This is a genomic window from Cellulophaga lytica DSM 7489, from assembly GCF_000190595.1.
Classification (GTDB): domain Bacteria; phylum Bacteroidota; class Bacteroidia; order Flavobacteriales; family Flavobacteriaceae; genus Cellulophaga; species Cellulophaga lytica.
The window spans coordinates 2,245,691-2,267,991 of the sequence record NC_015167.1; the positions used below are offsets into that span (position 1 = coordinate 2,245,691).

23 protein-coding genes are annotated in these 22,301 nt (G+C 32.4%); 13 read left to right on the plus strand and 10 right to left on the minus strand.

The window, feature by feature from the left end:
- Positions 1 to 19 precede the first annotated feature (19 nt).
- Entirely contained in the window at positions 20 to 703 is a 684-nt protein-coding gene (locus CELLY_RS10030; RefSeq protein ID WP_013621563.1) for a Lipl32 family lipoprotein, read from the minus strand.
- Positions 704 to 906: 203 nt separating this feature from the next.
- Between CELLY_RS10030 and CELLY_RS10035 the strand changes: the two genes are divergently transcribed.
- The 4 genes from CELLY_RS10035 to CELLY_RS10050 all read left to right on the plus strand — a co-directional run bounded on the left by CELLY_RS10035 (position 907) and on the right by CELLY_RS10050 (position 4,499).
- Positions 907 to 1,884, plus strand: coding sequence for a polyprenyl synthetase family protein (locus tag CELLY_RS10035; RefSeq protein WP_013621564.1), 978 nt, complete (start codon positions 907 to 909; stop codon positions 1,882 to 1,884).
- A 111-nt stretch (positions 1,885 to 1,995) separates the two neighbouring features.
- Positions 1,996 to 2,565 (plus strand): RNA polymerase sigma factor, encoded by a 570-nt coding sequence (locus CELLY_RS10040; RefSeq protein WP_013621565.1) that lies wholly within the window; start codon positions 1,996 to 1,998, stop codon positions 2,563 to 2,565.
- Positions 2,566 to 2,578: 13 nt separating this feature from the next.
- Positions 2,579 to 3,334 (plus strand): hypothetical protein, encoded by a 756-nt coding sequence (locus CELLY_RS10045; protein WP_013621566.1) that lies wholly within the window; start codon positions 2,579 to 2,581, stop codon positions 3,332 to 3,334.
- 100 nt (positions 3,335 to 3,434) lie between these two features.
- Positions 3,435 to 4,499, plus strand: a complete 1,065-nt coding sequence (locus CELLY_RS10050; protein ID WP_013621567.1) for a hypothetical protein — start codon at positions 3,435 to 3,437, stop codon at positions 4,497 to 4,499.
- 164 nt (positions 4,500 to 4,663) lie between these two features.
- Here CELLY_RS10050 and CELLY_RS10055 read toward each other — a convergent pair whose 3' ends face one another.
- On the minus strand, positions 4,664 to 5,089 hold the full coding sequence (locus CELLY_RS10055) for a hypothetical protein (protein ID WP_013621568.1): 426 nt from the start codon (positions 5,087 to 5,089) through the stop codon (positions 4,664 to 4,666).
- 209 nt (positions 5,090 to 5,298) lie between these two features.
- Between CELLY_RS10055 and dnaG the strand changes: the two genes are divergently transcribed.
- Positions 5,299 to 7,272: a DNA primase gene (dnaG, locus tag CELLY_RS10060; RefSeq protein WP_013621569.1), complete on the plus strand. Its 1,974-nt coding sequence runs from the start codon at positions 5,299 to 5,301 to the stop codon at positions 7,270 to 7,272.
- A 25-nt stretch (positions 7,273 to 7,297) separates the two neighbouring features.
- Here dnaG and CELLY_RS10065 read toward each other — a convergent pair whose 3' ends face one another.
- The 3 genes from CELLY_RS10065 to nadE form a co-directional block, all read right to left on the minus strand.
- A complete protein-coding gene (locus tag CELLY_RS10065; RefSeq protein WP_141103760.1) occupies positions 7,298 to 8,431 on the minus strand; it encodes an MBL fold metallo-hydrolase in 1,134 nt (377 codons plus the stop codon).
- 151 nt (positions 8,432 to 8,582) lie between these two features.
- Positions 8,583 to 9,212, minus strand: a complete 630-nt coding sequence (locus CELLY_RS10070) for a response regulator (protein WP_013621571.1) — start codon at positions 9,210 to 9,212, stop codon at positions 8,583 to 8,585.
- A gap of 171 nt (positions 9,213 to 9,383) precedes the next feature.
- Complete coding sequence (nadE, locus tag CELLY_RS10075) at positions 9,384 to 10,172, minus strand: NAD(+) synthase (RefSeq protein ID WP_013621572.1); 789 nt, start codon at positions 10,170 to 10,172, stop codon at positions 9,384 to 9,386.
- A 96-nt stretch (positions 10,173 to 10,268) separates the two neighbouring features.
- On the opposite strand from nadE, the gene gldB reads away from it, so the two are divergent.
- Positions 10,269 to 11,234: a gliding motility lipoprotein GldB gene (gene gldB, locus CELLY_RS10080; protein ID WP_013621573.1), complete on the plus strand. Its 966-nt coding sequence runs from the start codon at positions 10,269 to 10,271 to the stop codon at positions 11,232 to 11,234.
- Positions 11,235 to 11,573, plus strand: a complete 339-nt coding sequence (gene gldC / locus CELLY_RS10085; RefSeq protein WP_013621574.1) for a gliding motility protein GldC — start codon at positions 11,235 to 11,237, stop codon at positions 11,571 to 11,573.
- A 75-nt stretch (positions 11,574 to 11,648) separates the two neighbouring features.
- Here gldC and CELLY_RS10090 read toward each other — a convergent pair whose 3' ends face one another.
- From CELLY_RS10090 to CELLY_RS10100, 3 genes are all read right to left on the minus strand, one after another.
- Complete coding sequence (locus CELLY_RS10090) at positions 11,649 to 12,224, minus strand: hypothetical protein (protein WP_013621575.1); 576 nt, start codon at positions 12,222 to 12,224, stop codon at positions 11,649 to 11,651.
- A 17-nt stretch (positions 12,225 to 12,241) separates the two neighbouring features.
- Positions 12,242 to 14,638 carry a TonB-dependent receptor gene (locus CELLY_RS10095; RefSeq protein WP_013621576.1) on the minus strand — a complete coding sequence of 799 codons (2,397 nt, stop codon included), beginning with the start codon at positions 14,636 to 14,638 and terminating at the stop codon, positions 12,242 to 12,244.
- A 69-nt stretch (positions 14,639 to 14,707) separates the two neighbouring features.
- The gene (locus CELLY_RS10100) at positions 14,708 to 15,019 is read right to left on the minus strand and encodes a hypothetical protein (protein WP_034643002.1); all 312 of its coding nucleotides are present in this window, start codon (positions 15,017 to 15,019) and stop codon (positions 14,708 to 14,710) included.
- 126 nt (positions 15,020 to 15,145) lie between these two features.
- Here CELLY_RS10100 and CELLY_RS10105 point away from each other — a divergent pair, with 126 nt between their 5' ends.
- Entirely contained in the window at positions 15,146 to 15,514 is a 369-nt protein-coding gene (locus tag CELLY_RS10105) for a hypothetical protein (RefSeq protein ID WP_013621578.1), read from the plus strand.
- A 2-nt stretch (positions 15,515 to 15,516) separates the two neighbouring features.
- Here the strand turns inward: CELLY_RS10105 and yihA are convergent, their stop codons facing one another.
- Complete coding sequence (gene yihA / locus CELLY_RS10110) at positions 15,517 to 16,137, minus strand: ribosome biogenesis GTP-binding protein YihA/YsxC (protein ID WP_013621579.1); 621 nt, start codon at positions 16,135 to 16,137, stop codon at positions 15,517 to 15,519.
- A 23-nt stretch (positions 16,138 to 16,160) separates the two neighbouring features.
- Positions 16,161 to 16,925, minus strand: coding sequence for an alpha/beta fold hydrolase (locus CELLY_RS10115; RefSeq protein ID WP_013621580.1), 765 nt, complete (start codon positions 16,923 to 16,925; stop codon positions 16,161 to 16,163).
- A gap of 239 nt (positions 16,926 to 17,164) precedes the next feature.
- Between CELLY_RS10115 and mraZ the strand changes: the two genes are divergently transcribed.
- Genes mraZ through CELLY_RS10140 form a run of 5 tightly spaced genes read left to right on the plus strand, consistent with a single transcriptional unit; the run spans position 17,165 to position 22,295 of the window.
- Positions 17,165 to 17,629: a division/cell wall cluster transcriptional repressor MraZ gene (gene mraZ, locus CELLY_RS10120; protein ID WP_013621581.1), complete on the plus strand. Its 465-nt coding sequence runs from the start codon at positions 17,165 to 17,167 to the stop codon at positions 17,627 to 17,629.
- Complete coding sequence (rsmH, locus tag CELLY_RS10125; RefSeq protein WP_013621582.1) at positions 17,616 to 18,512, plus strand: 16S rRNA (cytosine(1402)-N(4))-methyltransferase RsmH; 897 nt, start codon at positions 17,616 to 17,618, stop codon at positions 18,510 to 18,512. Before mraZ ends, rsmH begins: the two co-directional genes overlap by 14 nt.
- Positions 18,512 to 18,829: an FtsL-like putative cell division protein gene (locus CELLY_RS10130; protein WP_013621583.1), complete on the plus strand. Its 318-nt coding sequence runs from the start codon at positions 18,512 to 18,514 to the stop codon at positions 18,827 to 18,829. Before rsmH ends, CELLY_RS10130 begins: the two co-directional genes overlap by 1 nt.
- Complete coding sequence (locus CELLY_RS10135; RefSeq protein ID WP_013621584.1) at positions 18,829 to 20,835, plus strand: penicillin-binding protein; 2,007 nt, start codon at positions 18,829 to 18,831, stop codon at positions 20,833 to 20,835. Before CELLY_RS10130 ends, CELLY_RS10135 begins: the two co-directional genes overlap by 1 nt.
- Positions 20,832 to 22,295 carry a UDP-N-acetylmuramoyl-L-alanyl-D-glutamate--2,6-diaminopimelate ligase gene (locus CELLY_RS10140; protein ID WP_013621585.1) on the plus strand — a complete coding sequence of 488 codons (1,464 nt, stop codon included), beginning with the start codon at positions 20,832 to 20,834 and terminating at the stop codon, positions 22,293 to 22,295. The genes CELLY_RS10135 and CELLY_RS10140 overlap by 4 nt, the downstream gene beginning before the upstream one ends.
- The last annotated feature ends 6 nt before the right edge of the window (positions 22,296 to 22,301 follow it).

Below are 22,301 nucleotides of genomic sequence, written 5' to 3' on the forward strand. Positions count from 1 at the left end.
ATTAACCACAATGTTCTTTTTATTTCATTTGAGCTTTTAACTCATCAATAGTTTTAGCCATTACAACTCCAGGTATTTTTATTGGAGCAGCAACTTCTGCTAAAAATGTACCTTTTACTTCTCCTCTTTTGTATGTAGTAAAACCTACTCTGTACAAGCCAGCAGTTAATGCTTTTGTAGGGTTGCTTACCTCACTCTTGTAACGTAATAAAGAATTGTAGCTACTTCCGCTAGGTTGCTTAGGTAACTCAGATGTATCATCATTTGAAGCTAAAGTAACCCAATTAGCACTTTTAGCTCCTTCTGTAGTAACTTTATCAGCAGAAACAATATCAGATCTTTCTAAGGTAATGTAAGTGTCAAAAAAGTCTTTTGTAGAAGCGTGCTCATCAAAATCTGCAGATTTTACCGCATTTTTAATTTTATCACCATTTGCAGGCGAAACCATTCTTACTCCTAATTCAGGAGCAGCCAATGGTACCCAAACGTATATGTAATAAAACTTTTTATTGTCTTTTACTTCATCTTCATTACCAGGGCTAGCGTAACCTAAGTAGCTAATGTTATCTGTGTAAGGAACCTTAATAGTTTTTGGTCCTATTTTTTTTTCAACAGAACTTCCAAATTTTTTCAATTTTTGAGCGTTTACAATTGCGCTACAGCTAAAAAGTAACATTGCTGCTACAAATAGATTTTTTTTCATCTTAAGTGTGATTTATTAATTGTTTTTGTTTTTAATAACACAGCAAAGATGACGCTATTAAACAAAACAAATAGACCTATTTGTAGGGAAAATTTTACCCCTGTTTTCAGGGGTAGGCTATAATATTACTAAAACGTAAATCATTGCCTTGAAATCTAATAATTTAATTACTTTTACCTTTCCAAATTTAACGAATTGCTTTTTTGAAAATTGTAGCACAAATTAAGGACCCTGTAAATAAAGAAATGGAGCTTTTTGAAAAAAAGTTTCACGCCTCTATGTCTTCTAAGGTGGCCTTATTAAACAGAATTACTTACTATATAGTAAATAGAAAAGGAAAACAAATGCGACCAATGTTTGTTTTTTTAACAGCAAAATTGGTGTCTGGTGGCAAGGTTAATGAGCGTACTTATAGAGGTGCATCTGTTATAGAATTAATACATACTGCCACTTTAGTTCATGACGATGTTGTAGATGATAGTAACAAGCGTCGTGGCTTTTTCTCAGTAAATGCACTTTGGAAAAATAAAATAGCTGTACTTGTAGGTGATTTTTTATTATCTAAAGGGTTGTTGTTGTCTATTGATAATGGTGATTTTGATCTTCTAAAAATTATTTCGGTTGCAGTACGTGAAATGAGTGAAGGTGAGCTGTTACAAATTGAAAAAGCACGTAAATTAGATATTACAGAAGATGTCTATTATGAAATAATAAGACAAAAAACAGCCACGCTAATAGCAGCTTGCTGTAGTTTAGGGGCTTGTTCTGTAAATCCAGATTCTGATGATGTAGAAACTTTTAGAAAATTTGGAGAACTCATAGGTATGGCTTTTCAAATAAAAGATGATTTGTTTGACTATGGGGATGAGGCAATTGGTAAGCCAACAGGTATAGATATTAAAGAACAAAAAATGACGCTTCCTTTAATATATACACTTAATAACTGCACAAAAAAAGAAAAGAGTTGGTTAATAAACTCTGTTAAAAAGCACAATAAAGACAAAAAGCGAGTTAAAGAGGTAATTAACTTTGTTAAAGACAGTGGTGGTTTGGCGTATGCCGAAGAGAAAATGATGTCTTTTAAAAAGGAAGCTCTTGCTTTATTAAGTAAATATCCAGAGTCCGATTATAAAAGTTCGCTAGAACTAATGGTAAATTACGTGGTAGATAGAAAAAAATAATAACTTTATCACTTTAAAAATCAGAGCGTTGTAATTTATTTTAAAATAAATTTATTTTCTGGGCAACGTTACAGTAATGTTTGTTGTCTATACTTATAGAACACCATTACTGTGAAAATTATTAAACTTTACAAAAACGAGAATACCCTTATAAAAAAAGCCGCTGCTGCAGACAGGGATGCTCAAGAGCGCTTGTATAATAAATATGCTCCAAAAATGTTAAGCGTTTGCAGGCAATATATAAAAGACCTGCAATTTGCAGAGGATGTTATGGTATGTGCTTTTTTAAAAGTATTTAAGTATTTAGACACTTTTAAGTTTGAGGGTAGTTTTGAAGGATGGGTTCGTAAAATTATGGTTAGGGAGTGTATAACTTACTTGCGTAAAAAACAGCATATTGTTTTTGATGATGAAGTATATGAGCGTTCTGCACCTAAACATATAACTAGTACGCCAGATTTAGATGTAGAGCAAGTACAGTTATTAATAGATGCTTTACCAGAAGGTTATAAAATAGTATTTGTAATGTATGCTATTGAGGGATACAAACATTTTGAAATTGCAGAGCAATTGGGTATTTCAGAAAATACATCAAGATCTCAGTTGTTTAAAGCTAGAAAAATGTTGCAAGAAAAATTAGAAAAAATAAAGACAACAGATTCAGTTACAATAGAATCTTAAAAAAAATAGTACAATGGCACCTTTAAAATTTGAAGAACATTTAAAAGATAAGCTAAAAGATAGGGAAATTACCCCATCTAGCAATGCGTGGTCCAAAGTTGCTGCGGGTTTGGAGAGTCAACCAATTAATAAAAAAAATAAAAAGCCAGCATATTTTGCTATTGCTGCTTGTTTAGTTGGTTTGTTAATAGCATCGGTTTGGTTTTTTAACACTGCAGAACCAATTAATAATTCTCCTCAAGTTGTAGACACAGATAAAGTAGATGATAGTAAAAAATCAATTTTAAAAACAAATACAATTTTTAAAGAAGAAAATACTACTGTTGTGGCATCTAAAGAAGTAACTATAAAAGAAGAGAAAAACACTGTAATTAAACAGGAAGCAAAAATTAATACTCCAGAAAATCAATTTAAAAGACCAGAGCAGACAAAAATTGCTGCATATGAAAAAACGAATAAACAATTAAAAATTAACCAGCCAGAGAAAACAATTATAGATACCAAACTAAATGTTGTAATGGAGAAACTAGCCTTGCTAGAGGAAAATAATATTGCAGTTACAGATGCAGAAGTAGACTCTTTACTACGTAATGCACAACAAGAAATTTTAGCAGAAAAAGCAATTAAAGCAGGTATGTCTGTAGACGCTATGGCCTTGTTAATAGAAGCAGAAAGTGAATTAGATGTAAGTTTTAGAGATAAAATTTTTGACAATCTAAAAAGGCGTTACCTCAAATTAAAAACTGCAGTAGCTGCACGTACTAACTAACAAATAAACATTCATCAATCAGAGTTTTATATTTTCTTCTGGTGTATTGTATCTGCAATATGCTAGGGGAATAATAAAACACATCTAAAATTTAATTATTATGAAAAAAACTACACACTACATTTTATTAATTATAACGGTTTTTTGTGTGCAACTAACATTTGCTCAAGAACAAATTAAATCTAAAATTGATCTTTTATTAAAAGAAAAAGAACAAATTAGATTGTATGAAAAAGAGGCGCTAAAAACAGAAATAGAGGCTATAACTAAGCGTTTAGAGAAGAATGAAATAACAGCACAACAAGCGCAAAATTTAAAAACTGAGGCAGCAAAAAATAGAGCTTTAAACATAGAGAATAGGGTTGCTATTATTGATAATAAAATATCATTATTAGAGCGTAATGGTACAGATAAGCTTGCTAGGTTAGATTCTTTACCAGGTAAAGTAGAGGTAGATGTTTTTGACATAAAATTTAACGACAAATCTATTTTTTATAGTGAAACAAAAAAACAAGAAGTTAAATACGATATTAGAACCGTGTCTGAACTTGTTTTGGCTGTTGGGTTAAATAATGCAATTATAGACGGACAATCTTTAGATGATTCTCCATATAAAATAGGAGGTAGTCGTTTTTTTGAAATGGGAATTAATTGGAGAACTAGATTGTTTAAAAACTCTAATGCAGTGCGTCTAAATTATGGTTTTTCGTTTCAATTTAATGGTCTTAAAGTAGATGATAACTTATACTTTGTAGAAAACGGAAACCAAACGGAGTTACAGGACTTTGAGTATGATTTAGACAAAGCAAAACTTAGAATGGATAACCTAGTATTTCCTGTGCATTTTGAGTTTGGACCATCTAGAAAAGAAGAAACGGAAGAAAAAATGCGTTATTATATAGATAACAAGTTTAGAATAGGTATAGGTGCCTATGGAGGATTTAATATTGGTACTCGTCAAAAGCTAAAATACAAAGAGAATGGTAAAAAAGTTAAAGATAAGTTTAAAAGAGACTACAATACATCAGACCTTATATACGGTTTAAGTGCATATGCAGGTTTTGGAGATACAACATTATATGTTAAGTATGATCTTAGTCCTATTTTTAAAGATGCCTTAGTAGATCAGCATAATATTTCAGTAGGCTTACGTTTTGATTTATAATAGCGTATTAGAAAAATATAAAAATCCTAAGCAATTTAGCTTAGGATTTTTTTTGTTCTTGGATTTTTAAATGAAGAATCCTGAGCTAGTAAAAACTACGGAGACAATTTAAACTAGTCAAGATTCTTGCCCTTATCAACCAAATAAGTATTGTGTGTTTTTTATTAGGATACTACAAATAAAAATGAAGATACAATCATCCAAGCGCCAAGTATAAGGCCAATTAAACCTAATTTCCCTTGCTTAGGAGCAATTTTAGCTCTCATCTCTTCGGCTTTAGCCTTTGCTGCTTCATTTTTAGATAATACATACTTGTTAATTAGTCCGTACCCTAACATAAAGCCCAAAGCAGCAGTAACAATGTTACCTACTAAATATGTTATCCATAAGATAGGCCAAGTGCTTAACCATCCAATAGTTAAAATAGCACTAACAATTCCCCAAATCCCCCAAAAACAAAATACCATTCCTATCCAACCTTGGTAAGGTTCAATTTTTTCTAGTAGCTCTTTGGCATTTGGTTTTTTAGATAATAATAAAGACGGTACAGCTAAAATGCTTAATAATATTAAAGAAATTCCCCAGCTCATAATTTTTAATTTTTTTTTAGATTAATATTGGTTTATTTAATTTTGATGTTACAAAGGTGCGGCCATTATAGAGTTTAAATTACCCTTAGACTAGCTAAAATGCTTACCCTGAAAACAGGGGTAGTTGTTATAGCACTTATTTTAGATTAGTTTATTTTTTTGATATTTAGTTCATTATATTTACCCTCTTATTTAAAAATTACTAAAATTTGATTTCTAAATCTACTATAGACCAAGTTTATGAAACTGCTCGTTTAGAGGAGGTTATTGGCGATTTTGTTCAGTTAAAAAAATCTGGAACCAACTTTAAAGGTTTAAGTCCGTTTACAGATGAGCGTTCACCAAGTTTTATGGTGTCTCCTGTTAAACAAATCTGGAAAGATTTTAGTAGTGGTAAAGGAGGTAATGTAGTTGCTTTTTTAATGGAGCATGAACACTTTACTTATCCAGAGGCTATAAAATACTTGGCTAAAAAGTATAATATAGAAATAGAAGAAACCGAACGTACAGACGAACAAAAAGAGCAAGCTAATGAAAAAGAGAGTATGTACTTGGTGTCTGAGTATGCTCAAAAATATTTTTCTGAAGTATTGTGGGAACGTGAGTTGGGTAAGGCTATTGGTTTAAGTTACTTTAAAGAACGGGGCTTTACAGATGAAACAATTAAAAAATTTAGCCTTGGTTATTGTTTAGATCAATGGGACTCTTTTACAAACACTGCCTTAGATAAAGGGTATAAGTTAGAGTATCTAGAAAAAACAGGTTTAACAATAGTTAAGAAACAAGAAGGACAAGAGGTTAGAAAATTTGATAGATTTAAAGGTCGTGTAATGTTTCCTATACAGTCTATGAGTGGTAGAGTGTTAGGTTTTGGTGGTCGTATTTTAACTAATGATAAAAAAGCAGCTAAATACTTAAATTCTCCAGAGAGTGATATTTACCATAAAAGTAAAGTGCTTTATGGTATTTACCACGCTAAACAGGCTATAGCTAAAGAAGATAACTGTTATTTGGTAGAAGGGTATACAGATGTTATACAGTTTCATCAAAGAGGTATACACAATGTTGTTGCTTCTAGTGGTACCGCACTTACACCAGACCAAATTAGACTTGTAAATAGGTTAACTAAAAACATAACTGTTTTGTTTGATGGTGATGCAGCTGGTTTGCGTGCCTCATTACGTGGTATAGATTTAATTTTAGAACAAGGTATGAATGTTAGGGTTTGTACTTTTCCTGAAGGTGAAGACCCAGACAGTTTTTCTAAAAACAATTCTTTAGAAGAAGTTCATCAATATTTAGAAAGTAATTCTAAAGATTTTATACAGTTTAAAGCTTCTTTATTAATAAAAGAAACTGCCAATGACCCAATAAAAAAAGCAGAAACAGTACGCGATATTGTAAATAGTATTTCTAAGATACCAGACCGTATTAAAAAGGAAATTTACATACAAGAGTGTGCGCAGTTAATGAATATTTCAGAATCTGTACTTTTTAACACGCTTGCGCAGATAGGTAAAAAGGAGATTGCAGACGAGGTTAAAAAACAAAAAGAAGAGCAAAAACCTTTTCAGGTTGTAAAAAATAAAGTTGTACAAGAGAAGTTAGATGTTCAATATGTTTTAGAAAAAAAGATAATAGAATTGCTTTTGCTTTACGGAGACACTACTCAGCAGTTTGATGATTTGTTGCTTAAAGAAGATGATAAGGGAGACCTTATTTTAGAAAAAGAAACTGTAGAGGCGCGTGTTTTTGAAAAAATTTACCTGGATTTACAAGAGGATGAAATAGAACTTACCAATGCAAAGTTTAGAGATATATATTACAAACTTATAGAAGACTTAAATGAAAAAGAGCATTTTGAGGCAAATAAGTTTATTGGTGGTTTAGATCAAGATTTAGTCTCCGAAATTTCTTCAATTTTAATGGAAGAAGAAAAATACATTTTACATGAATGGGAACGTAAAGAAATATATCCAAAAGAAAAGTCTGTAAGTATAGGTCAGTTGGTAAGTGAAACCATACTAACGTTACGTTGCTATTTAATAAAAAAGAGAATAGGGGAGTTACAAGAAAAAACTCAGGATCCAAGTCTAGATAATTCAGAAATTTTGCAAGAAATAATGAATTATCTAAACTTAAACTCTTTATTGGGTAAAAAATTAGCTAGGGTGCTCTCTTAAATAATGAGTTAGCTCTTAGTTGTATTTAATAGTTCTCCCACCAATTTGTGGTATTATTGGTCGTGTCTTTTACAATAATTTCATCTCCAATTTCGGGTGTAATTACATCTAGGTTTAGTTCTTTTGCCCTTGCTTTTACACGTACAATTGGATCTGTCCAGCTATGTAAAGCTAATTTAAAGCCAGCCCAGTGTATCGGAACAATTTTTTTGGCTTGCACATCTAAGCCAGCTTGTGCGGTTTCTTCGGGCATCATATGTATATCTGCCCACATTTGGTTATATTGTCCGCATTCCATTAAGGCAATATCAAAAGGGCCGTATTTATCTCCTATTTCTTTAAAGTGCGGGGAGTAGCCACTATCTCCACTAAAGTAAATGTTATCTTGTTTAGATTGTATTACCCAAGAGCTCCAAAGTGTGCTTTGGCTGTTGTTAAGTTTACGTCCAGAGAAATGTTGTGCTGGGGTACAAACAAAAGTTAAGTTGTCTAGTTTTGTATTTTGCCACCAATCTAATTCTGTAATTTTATCTTTTGCTACGCCCCAAGCTTCTAAATGTACACCTACACCTAACGGTACATAAAAGCGTTTGGCTTTGTCTTTAATTTTTAAAATGGTTTCATAATCTAAATGATCATAATGATCATGTGAAAACAATACAGCATCAATTTTATTAAGCTGTTCTAATGCTATAGGGAATTTAGTATTAAATCTATTTGCACCCATTAATGGATGTGGAGCAGCAACTTTACCTAACATTGGGTCTAAAAGAATGTTTTTACCTTCAATTTGTAATAGAAAAGAAGAGTGGCCATACCAAAAAAGTCGAGATTCTTTGTTGTAATTTGCAACATCAGCAGAGTCTACTGTTTTTACATTTAAGTCTTTTTTAGGTCTAGCATTAGGTACTTTAGTTGTAAAAAACTTGTAGGCTAATGATAGTGTTTCTGTAAAACTTAAATCTTTGGGTACAGGTAAAGTGTTGTTAAACTTGTTGTTTTTGTATTGAGGAGATTCTTTATAAATTTCTTTACGCTCTTTGGTAATATCACCACCAAATGTTGGGTAAAAATTAGTAAATAAAAAATAAGATATTACTAATGTTATAAGTATAGTTACTATTGCAATCATTATTCTTTTAAATAATCTTTTTAGCATATTGCTAGATGTAAATTTAGTAAGCTGTAAAATTAAACAACTAATTGTATTATAGTCTGTTTGCTTTATTTTTTAGCTTAATATTAATAGTTTTAAACAAAAAAAAGTCAGCAATGAGCTGACTTTTTTTTGATAAAACATATGTTATTTCTTAGAAAATATCTAATGCTTTAGCTTGTTGTAATAAGTCTACCATATTATCTACGTTTAATTTTTTCATTAAACGAGCCTTGTAAGTACTAATGGTTTTTTCGTTTAAACCAAGACCTAATGCAACATCTTTGTTTCTTTTACCGCTAGCAAGCATTTTTAAAACTTCTATTTCTCTTGTAGATAGTTTTCTAAATAATCTTCTAGGTTTTTGTGTGCCTTCATCAAAAGCTAGTCTTTGCGCTAGTTCATTAGTGATAAACATTTTACCATCACTAATTTTTTCTAGAGCCGCTACTATGTAATCTAAATCTGCGTTTTTAGATAAATAACCTTGCGCACCAGCTCTAATAGAGCTAATAGCGTAAACATCTTCAGACTGTCCGCTGTACATAAGTACTTTAACATCTGGATGATTCTTCTTCATTTTTCTTAAACAAGCAATCCCGTTAATCTCAGGAAAATCCATCTCTAACATTAAAATATCTGGAGTTTCATTTTCCAGTTTTTCAAAAAGTTCTGATGAAGTTCTAGCAGTGCCAATAACTTTAAAGCCCGTCTCAATACTCAACATCTGCGTAATGCCCACTTGCACAACAGGGTGACTATCTGCAATAAATACTGTTTTCATTTTTTTTGGTTTTAATTAATTTTAAGCATAATCTGTCTTCCACAACATTAATTCTGACAGAGAATGTAAGGTTAAATTGTATGTTTGTTCAACAAAAATGATACTTTTTTGTTAGAATTCACTATTATTTAACTTTTTTTCGTTTTACAATACGTTATCTGCGATGACTGGCTATTTTAAGCCATTTGGAATGTCGCATACAGGTATTGGTTTCATTTTGTGCTGGTTAGCATTGTTTAGTTTTTTATATAATATAAAGACCTCTTGTTGTCTTCCTTTAAAATCATTTTTTGTTTTACCCTTGTCGTCTTCTAGCATTGCCCACTCTAGCTCTGGGTATGATGCTCCTATTTGGTCTTCATCTGTTCTGTCATCTCCCCACAAACCATCTGTAGGTGCAGCATTAATAATGTCAGAATTAATACCTGTAAATTTAGCAATTTCGTATACTTCACTTTTCATTAAATCTGCAATAGGGCTAAGGTCTACTCCGCCATCTCCATACTTAGTGTAAAATCCTACGCCAAAATCTTCAACCTTGTTGCCAGTACCAGCTACCAAATAACCGTGTAATCCTGCAAAATAATACAAAGTTGTCATTCTTAGTCTTGCTCTTGCGTTAGCTAAAGATAAAAACCTCTCTTCTTCATTAGTTACACTTGGTAGTGTGTCTATAAAGCTATCAAAAACAGGAGTTAAGTTTACTTGTTGTCTTTTTACGTTTTTAAAATTGCTTTGCAACCAATCTATATGCTTGCTGGCTCTTGTTACCTGACTCTCTGCTTGGTGTATTGGCATTTCTAAACAAAGTAACTCTAAACCTGTTTTTGCACACAGGGTAGATGTTACAGCAGAATCAATTCCGCCAGATATACCTATTACAAATCCTTTTATGTTTGCTTTTGTAGCATAATCCTTTAGCCAATTAACAATATGGTTTGTTACTTTTTCTGTTTGCATAGAATTCCTTTATTACGTTGAAAACTGTTAACTTTGTATCCTGTAAAAATAAACGCTAACATTTTAATATTAAAATGTTACTGTAATTACTTTTAAATGAAACAACCATTTTATATCATTTTACTTGTTTTTATCCTTTTTTTGGGTTGTAAACAAGAGTCTAAAGAGGCAAAACAGATAGCCAAAGTAAATGTATCATTAGATGTTGCTAGGTTTGATAGGGAAATTGCTGATGCTAAACCAACAGATATTCCTGTGTTAAAAGAAAAGTATCCTTACTTATTTCCTGTACAATATCCAGATAGCTTATGGGTCGCAAAATTAAGAGATACATTACAAATATCTTTGTTAAAAGAAGTTAATATAGCCTTTGGAGACTTTAAAAAGCAAAAAAATGAGCTTGAGTTATTTTACAAACACGTAAAATATTACTTTCCTAAAGAGACAGAGCCTAAAGTGGTTACTGTTATTTCTGATGTAAATTATAATAATCCTGTTATACTTACAGAAGAACTTTTATTAATTGGATTAGATAACTACTTGGGAAAGGATCACAAATTTTACAAAGGATTACAAAATTATATTGCAGAGGGATTAGATAAAAAATACCTTTTAACAGATGTAGCTAATACATTTGCAAAAAAAGTTGTGCCTTATCCTGCAAACGACAGAACTTTTTTAGCGCAGTTGGTATATTATGGAAAAGAGTTATATGTAAAAGATAAGCTAATACCTTTTGTAGATGATGCAGTAAAAATAAAGTATACTCAGCAAGATTTGGATTGGGCTTTTGCTAATGAAGAACCAATTTGGCGTAATTTTATTGAAAACCAATATTTATATAGTACAGATAAAAATTTAAATAAGCGTTTTTTAGATCCTGCACCATTTTCTAAGTTTCAGTTGGAGTTAGATAGTGAGTCGCCAGGACGATTAGGACGTTTTTTAGGATGGCAAATTGTGCGTTCTTTTATGGATAATAATAACGTAACTTTGCAACAAATGCTACAGCTGCCTGCTGAGGAAATATTTAAAAAATCTAATTATAAACCAAAAAGATAAATGTCAAAATTACATACATCAGAAATTAAGTTAACTGTTGGTCTGGATGAAAACAGAGTGCCAGAGGCTTTAAATTGGTCTGCAGAAGACGGAGGGATAGAGAATGAAGAGGCAAAAGCAATGCTTTTATCTGTATGGGATAGTAAAAACCAAGAGTCTTTAAAAATAGATTTATGGACTAAAGATATGCCTGTAGATGAAATGAAAGTATTTTTTCATCAAACATTAGTGTCTTTGTCTGATACTTTTTATAAAGCTACACAAGATGAAAAAATGACAGCAACAATGAAAGATTTTTGCGAGTATTTTGCAGATAAGCTAGAGCTTAAAAAAGGCTAGCATTATTTAAATTATTACAATTAAAAAACTCCCAAAGAAATTTGGGAGTTTTTAGTTTTAAATCTTTAGAGTAAATTATTCTACGTCAAAAGAAAAAGTTTGCTCAACATCTGTTGCTCCGCCGGCATCTGCAGTAGTACCATCGTTTGGTTTTTTAGGCTCGTGTCTTAACGTTACGCCTAATGTTGCTGCACCAGCATCTCCTGTAGAAAGGGTAAATGTAATACCTACAGGGTTGCCATCTTCATCTATATCTGTGTATTCTGTACCGCTAATAGCGCCAGAGACAGTATAAAAGAATTGGTGCTCATCATCTTCTTCTTCAACTTCTAAAGTAATATCTTCAGCAGGGCTTTCAGTTTCATTAAGTAATGTAATGGTACCGTTGTAGGTTGTGTTAGCTGCTAAGTTTTCAACTGTAACTACTGGAGCGTTTGGACCATTAGTGCCATCATCATCTTTAGACATTAGAGTAACTGCTGTTCCTCCTGCTTGTGGTGTAAGTTCTATTATTACTGTAGTTATTACTTCTTCATCGTTAATTGCTTCTGGAGCATCGTCATCATCAGAACATGAAATTAAAGCAATACTAGACAATGCAATTAAACTTGCTTTTTTAATGTTTTTCAAAATTGTGTTTTCTGTTTTCATTTTAATAGGAATTTGTATTAGTAATTATATTTTAATCTAAGTGTAAAAGACCTTCCTAAATCGTCTGTAAAATAACGTTGTCTGTTAAGGTAGTCTCTATATTCTGTGTTCAATAAATTAGTTATGCCTAAACCAACAGTTAATGCTTTGCTATTTTTTAAGTTAAATTTCATTTCTGAATCTAATTTTAATAAATGGTAAGCACTTGGAGGTGTGTTTATATCTAGTTCTACTTCCTGGTCTTGTTGTGGTGAGTATACCATAATATTATCTATGTATTCATTTTGTTTAAATACATATTCACTTTGTAGGCTAATATTAAAGTTGTTCCATTCTTGTTTAGTAAACGTTATTTGGTTTTGTAAACGAGCAGAAGGAATATTAATTAAAGCTTCGTTTTTAGTTCTGTCTTTTCCTTTAACTATAGAAAATTTATGATCTGTTCTCCAGTTGTTTGTCCAGTTATTATAGATAGATGCGTCTACACCAAGTAAACGAGCATCTGTTTGTCTGTATTCCCAAACAGGAAATGCACCTCGTAAAGAGAATTCTACACCAGTTGGTTCTAAAAGAATAAAGTCTGATATAAGGTTATAATAAGGTGAAACCTCGTAGCCCCAAGTGTAAGTGTTTTTTCCTAAGCTTAATGATATTCTGTGTGACGTTTCGCTCTTTATGCGTAAATCGCCTAATTCTATACGGGCAGCAGAATGATGCAGTCCATCACTAAATAATTCAGACGGATTTGGAGCACGTTGCGCTAAAGTGTAATTAAATCTAAATAAATTTTCAGAATTAAATCGGTGTTTTAGTCCTGCAGACGCTGAAAAATTATGATAGCTTAGCTCAGGATTTGTTAAAAGTTGTGTGCCTAGGTCATCAATAATTATATCATTAAAATCTTCGTTGTACCCGCGTTCTTCCCATCTAGATGTTATGTAAAACTTTTGGGCATCAATTTTACTATAATCAAATCTAATACCAGCATCTAAAGTAGTGGCATCAGAAAGTTTATATTCTGTAGTTGCAAAAACTCCAAAATCTACTTTATCATAATCAGGAATTAAACGTCTTACACCTGTATCTGGATTGGCAAAATTATCTTGATATCGGCCTAGAATTCCAAAAGAAAATTTTTGCTTTTCAAAAGCATCAATAGTAATATCTGCAGCAAGTGTTTGTGTTGTAAGCTTAAGGTCTAAAGAAGCTTTTTCTTTGTCGTCACCAACACGTATATCATACTCAAACCTATGGTTTTGTTGTATGTCATATTGAAGATTTAATTTCCCTAAGCCTTCAAAACGCTTATAGTATCTAAGTTTTCCTAAATGATGTTTAACATGTTGTCTAGGCTTATTAATGTCATAAGTAAAACTTGTTGTTTCACTTGGTTCATCACTATTAATAGCGGTAATTAAATCGTCTACATTACCTATATGAGACGCACTTAAAATACCAATATTTGTGTCAAAGTATGAGTAGTAGGCATTCCAGCCACTCTCAAAACCAAGTTTTCCAAAATCTATACTAGCGCCAAATTGAGAAACTCCTGTATTTGATAATACATAATTTGGAGCTTCTGCATCTCCTAATTTCTTGTAAGATGCTTGTCCTTTTACATAAAAACCATTTTCATATGCTTTGGTAAGTTCTGTGGTTATGTTTCCGCCTCTGCCATTAGACACTCCGTTTACAAGTGTTTTGCCGTAAATAGTATCTTTTTTGGGTATTCTATTTTGATCTAGTAAAATAATACCTCCAATAGCATCACCACCATATTTTAATGCAGCAGCACCTTTTACAATTGTAACTTTGTTGGCAGAATTAATATCTATGTTTGGTGCGTGTTCTGCACCCCATTCCATATCTTGCATACGAGTACCATTATTAAGTATAAGTACTCTACTGCCTCCTAAACCTTGTATTATAGGTTTTACAATATTTGAACCTGTGTTTAAGCTAGATACTCCGTTTATTTGTTTAAGCGCATCACCCAAATTGTTGCTGCCAAAGCGTTCTAGCTGCTCTGTTTTTATCGTTTTTTCTTGTGCAGAATTGGTTTCTTTAATGGTAGAGCCCGTAACCTTAACTTCATTTAACTCTTCTAAATGATGTTCTAGGGTTATTTTTTTATGGGTGTTGCCATAAATTTCTACTGTTACAAATCTTGTACTGCATTCTGGGTGAGATATTTCTAACTCTATAATGCCGTTGCATAAATTTTTTAGAGTAAACTTTCCAAACTCATCAGAATATACTTGCTTCTTGTTTCCTCTTACTTGTATAATAGCGTCTGCTAATGGTTGTTTGTCATGAAAGTCTATTACTTCTCCTAAAAGAATATTAGAACAATCTTGGCTAAATACAAAAGACTGACACACTATAATACATAGTATTGTTAGCGTATAGCGCATAATAATATTTTTGTGTAAATAATTAGGTGCTTTTTTGTTGTATAAAAAAAAGCAGTGTTTAGTGTAGGGTTAAACAGCTGGTGGAGGCTTGTTTAAATGCTTAGATGTAACTGTATTTTTAACCTTAGGCTTTTTGTAATTAGTTACGGTTTTAGCTTTAGTTTCGGTAAAAATATATGGTGTTACAATAGTTGTAAAACTATAGTTTGTAAAAGAAGTATGGTTGTTGGTAAAAATAAAATCACACTGCTCACAATGTACAATGGCAGTGCCATCGTCATCAGAGTGGTAGCTTAGCGTGTGTATGTTTTGAGATCCAAGTAAAAGAAACCCAATCATTACTACGCTAAAAACCGATAATGTAATTTCTTTCAGCTTCATACGTTCTGCGAAAATACTTTTTTTAAAATGCAATAAAAATTGTATTTGATAAAATTAACAAAATATTAATTGTTTTAATGATAAGTAATGCATTTAAGTTTAGACTAACCTTTAAAAAAAATAGCAATGATTCAAAAAATTATATTTGTTTATAATGCTAATTCTGGTGTAGGTAATGCAATGTTAGATAGTGTACATAAAATATTTAGCCCGTCTACCTATAATTGTAATTTGTGTAGTATAACTTTTGGTGTTTTTACAGAGGATAAAGCTTGGAAAAAATTTAGAAGTACTACTAATTTAGAACTTCAGTTTTTACATAAAGATGAATTTGAAAAGAAATTTGTTGGTAGTAAATTTGTAAACACTACGTTACCAGTTATATTTAAAGAGAGTGGAGGTGAGCTTAAGGAATTTATAACTACTAATGAGTTGAATGAGTTAAAAAGCTCAGACCAACTAATAGCCGCTATAAAAACTAAGAATCTAAAGTAAAATTATTTAGATGCGGTAGCTTTATAAAAGTCATCATTAATGCCATCTATAAATTCTAAAACATCTTCTCTGCCTAAATTGTTTGCAGATGATGTTATAAAATATTGCGGGGCGTCTTCCCAAATACCTTCTAGTAATGCGTTAATGTAGTTGTCTGCTTGTTTTTGTATTACTTGGGGTTTTAATTTATCGGCCTTTGTAAAGATTAGGGCAAACGGAATTTGATTTTCTCCCATCCACTCTAAAAATTCTAAATCTACTTTTTGTGGTTCATGGCGTATATCAACTAAAACAAAAGCGCATACAAGCTGTATTCTTTCTTTAAAATAATCTGTAATGTATTTCTGAAATGTTTTTTTCTCTTTTTTAGAAACACGAGCATAACCATAACCTGGTAAATCTACTAAAAACCAATTTTCATTTACTTTAAAATGATTTATAAGTTGAGTTTTACCTGGTCTTCCAGATGTTTTTGCTAAGCTTTTGCGCTGCATTAGCATATTTATTAAAGAAGATTTACCTACGTTAGATCTGCCAATAAAGGCATACTCAGGCAAAGGCTCGCTAGGGCAAGACTTTACGTTAGAGTTACTTATTACAAAGCTGGCAGATTTTATTTTCAAGATAAATAATTTTTAAATTAAGCTTACAAATTACGTTTTTGTAGCCAGTTTTCTAGTATTGTATTAAACTCATCAGGGTGTTCCATCATAGGAGCGTGGCCACATTTTTTAATCCAATACAAATTAGAATCCGGTAATAACTTGTTAAAGTCATTAGCAACTTCTGGTGGTGTTACTGTGTCTTCTTCTCCCCAAATTATACAAGTTGGCGTTTGCATATTAGGTAAGTCATTTGCCATATTGTGTCTAATAGCGCTTTTAGCAATAGCAAGTGTTTTAACTAGTTTAATACGGTCGTTAACTGTAGCAAAAACTTCATCTACAATTTCCTTAGTTGCTACTTCAGGATCATAAAAAACATCTTGTGCTTTTTTCTTTATAAACTCGTAATCACCTCTTCTTGGGTAGCCATCTCCCATTGCGCTTTCATATAAACCAGAGCTGCCTGTAATAACTAATGCTTTTACAGTCTCTGGGTATAATTTTGTGTGTAATAAGCCAATATGTCCACCTAAAGAGTTTCCTAACAAAATAACGTCTGTTAGCCCTTTGTGGGTAATAAATTCTTGTACAAATTTTGCAAAACTTTTTACAGTAGTTTTTAGTAGAGGTTTGTCATATATAGGTAATTCTGGTACTAAAACTTTGTATCCTTTTGCGGGAAAATGTTCCATAACACCTTGAAAATTACTCAATCCACCCATTAATCCGTGTAAAATAATTAGTGGTGTTCCTTCCCCAATCTCTATATATCTGTATTTGCCTTCTGTAATAATCTTTTCTTCCATTAATAGGATAGCTCTTATGCTATTAAGTAGCAAATATAGGCATTTCCGTAAAAAGAATCATCATTCTTTTAAGCGGATAAAAATAGATTTCTACCACCACATTACATCCTGTTTTTTAGGTTGTTAGTCTAAAAGTGATCTCTAAAGTGGGGAAACTTATTAACAATGTGGTATTTAGTGGTAAATTGTGGTATTATTTTTTATCTTTGATATCAGTTTTAAAATTCAGCTGATTTTAAATGGTAAACTTCATAGGAACATACGAGTGCAAGGCAGACGTTAAGGGCAGGGTAATGGTACCCTCAGCTCTTAAGAGTCAGATGGCCAGTGTTCTAAACAAAGGTTTTGTTATAAAACGTTCTGTTTTTCAACCTTGTTTAGAGTTGTATCCTATGGAAGAATGGAATCTTCTAATGGAGAAGATGAACAAGAAAAACCGCTTTAAAAAGAAGAACAACGACTTTATTAGACGTTTTTCTGCAGGGGTTAAAATTGTAGAGTTAGATGCTACAGGGCGTCTGTTAATTCCAAAAAATTTAGTAGAAATAGCAAATATTACCAAAGATGTGGTTTTAAGTTCTGCTATAAATATTATTGAAATTTGGGATAAAGATAGTTATGAAAAAGTAATAGAGGAAGACGCAGAGAATTTTGCGGATTTGGCAGAAGAAGTAATGGGAGGTGAAGAAGATGAGTTATCATAATCCAGTTTTGTTAAAGGAGTCTGTAGATGGACTAAGTATTAAGGAAGATGGAGTGTATGTTGATGTTACTTTTGGTGGCGGAGGACACTCTAGAGAAATTTTGAGTAGGCTTGGAGAAAAAGGTAGGCTTATTGGTTTTGATCAAGATGAAGATGCGCTTGCTAATGCTTTAGATGATGATAGGTTTTTATTAATTAATGAAAATTTTAGGTATATAAAGCAGTTTTTAAAATTTCATGGTATACGTAAGGTAGACGGAATTTTAGGTGATTTTGGAGTTTCTTCACATCAGTTTGATAAGGCAGAAAGAGGTTTTTCTACTCGTTTTGATGCTGACTTAGATATGAGGATGAGTCAAAAAAATACAGTCTCTGCTTTTGATGTGGTTAATAATTATGAGTACAATGATTTAAGAAGGGTATTGTTTCAGTATGGCGATTTAAGAAGTGCTAATGCTATGGCAAATACAATTATAGATTATAGGCAAGAGGGTGAAATTAAAACTACAGATCAGTTAAAACAGGTGTTGAAAAAGTTTTTGCCTGCTTTTAAAGAGCATAAAATTTTAGCTCAAATTTATCAGGCTATACGTATAGAGGTAAATCAAGAAATACAGGTTATTAAAGAGTTTTTAGAGCAAACTAATGATTTGTTGGTTGAGGGCGGAAGATTAAGCTTAATAAGTTACCATTCATTAGAAGATAGATTGGTAAAAAGGTATATAAGAGCTGGTAAGTTTGAGGGCGAGCCAGAAAAAGATTTTTACGGAAATATAGATGTTCCGTTTAAAAAAGTAGGTGGGTTAATAGTGCCATCTAAAGAAGAAATTGCTGTAAATAACAGAGCAAGAAGTGCAAAATTAAGAATTGCAGAGCGTAAATAATGAGAAAAGGATTGTTAGACATATTAAAAGGTAAGTTTTTGGTGAGTGGTGATGCTCCTAAAAATTGGATGTTTATCCTTTTTGCATCTTTTTTGGCTGCATTAATGATTGCTAGCGCGCATAGTGCAGATGCTAAAGTGCATAAAATTGCAGCCTTAAGTGAAGAGGTAAAAGAGTTGCGTAGTCAGTTTTTAGACGGGCGCTCTAATTTACAAGAGCTTAAGCTAGAGTCTTCAATAGTAGAAGAAGTTAAAAAAAGGGATTTGTATCCGTCAGAGACACCACCAAAAAAAATAAGAGTAATACCAGTTAAGTAGTGGCTACATCAGAAAAAAACATATTAACTCGTTTGTATATAGTTGCAGGCTTTCTGTTTCTGTTTGCTATTGCTGTGGCTGTAAAGCTAATAAGTATTCAGGTAGTAGATGGTGATAAGTACCGCAAACTGGCTATGGATCGTACAGAGCGTGTTTTTGTTATAGAGCCTAACAGAGGAAACTTAATTTCTGATGATGGTAGCTTGTTGGCTACATCTGTAAATAAGTATACAATAAGGTTTGATGCTGTAACGGTTCGTAACTCAGATTTTAATGAAAATATAAAACCTTTGTCAGATGCATTGGGTAAAATGTTTCAGAAACCATCATCTTATTACCAACAACTATTAAGAAAAGCAAGGTCTAATAAAAATAGGTATAAGCTTATTGCTCGTAATTTAGATTATTCGGACTATATAAAAATTAAAAAATTTCCTCTTTTTGAAAAAGGGCCAAATAGAGGCGGACTTATAGTTGAGCAAAAAACGGTTCGTGAGCATCCTTTAGGGAAAATAGCAGAACGTAGTGTTGGTTATGAGCGTGTAGATGAAGAAGGTCATTACACTAGAGTTGGGCTAGAAGGTGCTTTTGGACAGTATTTGCGTGGTGAAGAGGGTAGGCGTTTAAAGCAGAAAATAGCAAAAGGACAGTGGAAACCAATTGGTCCAGATAATGATGTGGAGCCAAAAGATGGTTATGATGTTGTTTCTACAATAGATATTAATATACAAGATATAGCACACCACGCTTTGTTGGGTCAATTAGAAAAATATAATGCAGATCATGGTTGTGTAATTGTTATGGAGGTGGCTACAGGTGAGGTAAAGGCAATATCTAACTTGGGGCGTACTAAAAACAATACGTATTATGAGCGTCTTAACTATGCTGTAGGAGAATCTTCTGAGCCTGGGTCAACGTTTAAGTTAGTGTCTATGGTAGCGGCATTAGAAGATAAAATTATAGATACAAGTACTGTTGTTGATACAGAAAACGGACGTTGGAAAATTTATGATAGAACTGTACGTGATTCTAAATGGGGAGGTTACGGTAAAATTTCTTTTGGTAAGGCGTTTGAGTATTCTTCTAACACAGCTTTTGCTAAAGTAATACATAATGGCTATAAAAATAATCCAGAAAAATTTGTAGACCGTTTAATGGAAATGAACTTAAACCGAGATTTAGGTTTGCCTATTAAGGGAGAAGGGAAACCAGTTATTAGGTATCCTGGAGATAAAGGTTGGTCTGGTATTTCATTAGCTTGGATGTCTCACGGGTATGAGGTGTCTTTAACGCCGTTACAAACATTAACTTTTTATAATGCTATTGCTAACGGCGGGGAAATGGTAAGACCAAGGCTAATAAAAGAGGTGAAAGAGTGGAATAAAACTATTTATAAGTTTGATAAAGAGGTTATAAATCCGTCTATATGCTCTAAGGAAACAGTAAAAAAAGTACAAGCCTTATTAAAAAATGTGGTAGAAAGTAAAAAGGGTACAGGACATAAATTGTATTCTCCAAATTTTTCAATGGCTGGTAAAACAGGTACTGCGCAAAAAAACTATGTGGCTAAAGACCCAAATAAGTTGCAATACATATCATCTTTTGCAGGATATTTTCCGGCAGATGAACCAAAGTACTCTTGTATTGTAGTTGTGCATGACCCAGATAAAAAAGCAGGTTTTTATGGAGCAGATGTTGCTGGGCCTGTGTTTAAATCTGTAGCGCATAAAATATATGCTACATCACCAAAAACAGATATTGTAAAAGGTTTAGCTGTTAGTAGTAAAAAGTTAAATGGAGATTATGAAGCTTACTATAAAAGTGTTCAAAAAAAATACAGAACCGTTCCTAATGTAAAAGGAATGAGTGGTATGGATGCTGTATCTCTTTTAGAGAATATGGGGATAAAGGTAGTAGTTAAAGGAAACGGAAAAGTAAAAGCACAATCTGTGGCTCAGGGAACAGCTGTAAACGGAGTGTCTAAAATAACGTTAGAATTATCGTGAAATTATTAAAAGACATATTATACGGTGTAGGTATTGTTGCTGTAAATGGCACTACAGATACTATGGTTAATGCCATATGTTTTGACTCTAGAAAAGTAGGGTTAGATGATGTATTTGTAGCTGTAAAAGGCACACTTGTAGATGGTCATAGTTATATAGATACCGCTTTAAATGCTGGTGCAAATGCTATAATATGTGAAACTATGCCAGTTAACCTGGTTAATGGTATTACATATGTACAAGTAAAAAATGGTAATGCTGCCTTGGCTATAATGGCTTCTAATTTTTACGGTACGCCATCTAAAAATTTAAAACTAGTTGGTGTAACAGGTACTAATGGTAAAACCACTATTAGCAGCTTGTTGTATCAATTATTTAAAAAAGCAGGTTATAAGGTGGGTTTACTATCAACTATTAAAATAATGATAGATGATAAAGAGATTAAGGCAACACATACAACACCAGATGCTATTACAATAAACAAATCTTTGGCAGAGATGAATAATGCAGGAGTAGAGTTTTGTTTTATGGAGGTGAGCTCTCACGGTATTCATCAAAAAAGAATAGAAGGTTTGGTTTTTGAAGGCGCCATTTTTACCAATTTATCTCATGATCATTTAGACTATCATAAAACTTTTGCAGAATATAGGGATACTAAAAAGTTGTTGTTTGATGGTCTGCCAAAAACAGCATGGGCACTTACCAATATAGATGATAAAAATGGTGCTGTTATGCTGCAAAATACCAAGGCAAAAAAGCAGACATACGCATTAAAAACATACGCAGACTTTAGAGCTCAAATATTAGAAAATCAGTTTAGCGGACAATTGCTAAAGATTGATGATAATGAGCTTTGGTCTAAATTAATAGGAGATTTTAATGCTTACAATATGCTTGCTATATATGCAACTGCGCAATTGTTAGGATTAGAAAAAATGGAAATTCTACGTCTTTTAAGTGAATTAGAAAACGTAGACGGAAGATTTCAATATTACATATCTGGTAAAAATATTACAGCTATAGTAGATTATGCTCATACTCCGGATGCTTTAAAAAATGTACTGAACACTATCAATGCATTGAGGACAGGAAATGAAGACGTCATCACCGTTGTGGGGTGTGGTGGCGACAGAGACAAGTCAAAACGTCCGGTTATGGGTCATATTGCTTCAGAAATGAGTACAAAAGTGGTTTTTACATCAGATAATCCAAGGACAGAATCTCCTTCAGAAATTTTAAAAGAGGTAGAGGCTGGTGTAGAAGCGCAAAATACGCGCAAGGTGTTAACAATAGAAAATAGAGAGCAAGCAATAAAAACTGCTTGTCAGTTAGCACAACCTAAAGATATTATTTTAATAGCAGGTAAAGGTCATGAAACATACCAAGAAACTAATGGTGTGCGCATAGATTTTGACGATTATAAAATTGTAAAACAATTACTAACAAGTTTAGAAAAGTAAGCACTA

Bases quoted from the DNA above. Each gene is read 5' to 3' on its own strand.
- CELLY_RS10105 (WP_013621578.1), top strand. From the start codon at position 15,146: ATGATTCAAAAAATTATATTTGTTTATAATGCTAATTCTGGTGTAGGT.
- CELLY_RS10050 (WP_013621567.1), top strand. From the start codon at position 3,435: ATGAAAAAAACTACACACTACATTTTATTAATTATAACGGTTTTTTGT.
- CELLY_RS10100 (WP_034643002.1), bottom strand. From the start codon at position 15,019: ATGAAGCTGAAAGAAATTACATTATCGGTTTTTAGCGTAGTAATGATT.
- CELLY_RS10065 (WP_141103760.1), bottom strand. From the start codon at position 8,431: ATGCTAAAAAGATTATTTAAAAGAATAATGATTGCAATAGTAACTATA.
- CELLY_RS10030 (WP_013621563.1), bottom strand. From the start codon at position 703: ATGAAAAAAAATCTATTTGTAGCAGCAATGTTACTTTTTAGCTGTAGC.
- CELLY_RS10090 (WP_013621575.1), bottom strand. From the start codon at position 12,224: ATGAAAACAGAAAACACAATTTTGAAAAACATTAAAAAAGCAAGTTTA.
- CELLY_RS10070 (WP_013621571.1), bottom strand. From the start codon at position 9,212: ATGAAAACAGTATTTATTGCAGATAGTCACCCTGTTGTGCAAGTGGGC.
- CELLY_RS10055 (WP_013621568.1), bottom strand. From the start codon at position 5,089: ATGAGCTGGGGAATTTCTTTAATATTATTAAGCATTTTAGCTGTACCG.
- CELLY_RS10115 (WP_013621580.1), bottom strand. From the start codon at position 16,925: ATGGAAGAAAAGATTATTACAGAAGGCAAATACAGATATATAGAGATT.
- CELLY_RS10045 (WP_013621566.1), top strand. From the start codon at position 2,579: ATGGCACCTTTAAAATTTGAAGAACATTTAAAAGATAAGCTAAAAGAT.
- gldC (WP_013621574.1), top strand. From the start codon at position 11,235: ATGTCAAAATTACATACATCAGAAATTAAGTTAACTGTTGGTCTGGAT.
- CELLY_RS10095 (WP_013621576.1), bottom strand. From the start codon at position 14,638: ATGCGCTATACGCTAACAATACTATGTATTATAGTGTGTCAGTCTTTT.
- gldB (WP_013621573.1), top strand. From the start codon at position 10,269: ATGAAACAACCATTTTATATCATTTTACTTGTTTTTATCCTTTTTTTG.
- nadE (WP_013621572.1), bottom strand. From the start codon at position 10,172: ATGCAAACAGAAAAAGTAACAAACCATATTGTTAATTGGCTAAAGGAT.
- rsmH (WP_013621582.1), top strand. From the start codon at position 17,616: ATGAGTTATCATAATCCAGTTTTGTTAAAGGAGTCTGTAGATGGACTA.
- mraZ (WP_013621581.1), top strand. From the start codon at position 17,165: ATGGTAAACTTCATAGGAACATACGAGTGCAAGGCAGACGTTAAGGGC.
- CELLY_RS10130 (WP_013621583.1), top strand. From the start codon at position 18,512: ATGAGAAAAGGATTGTTAGACATATTAAAAGGTAAGTTTTTGGTGAGT.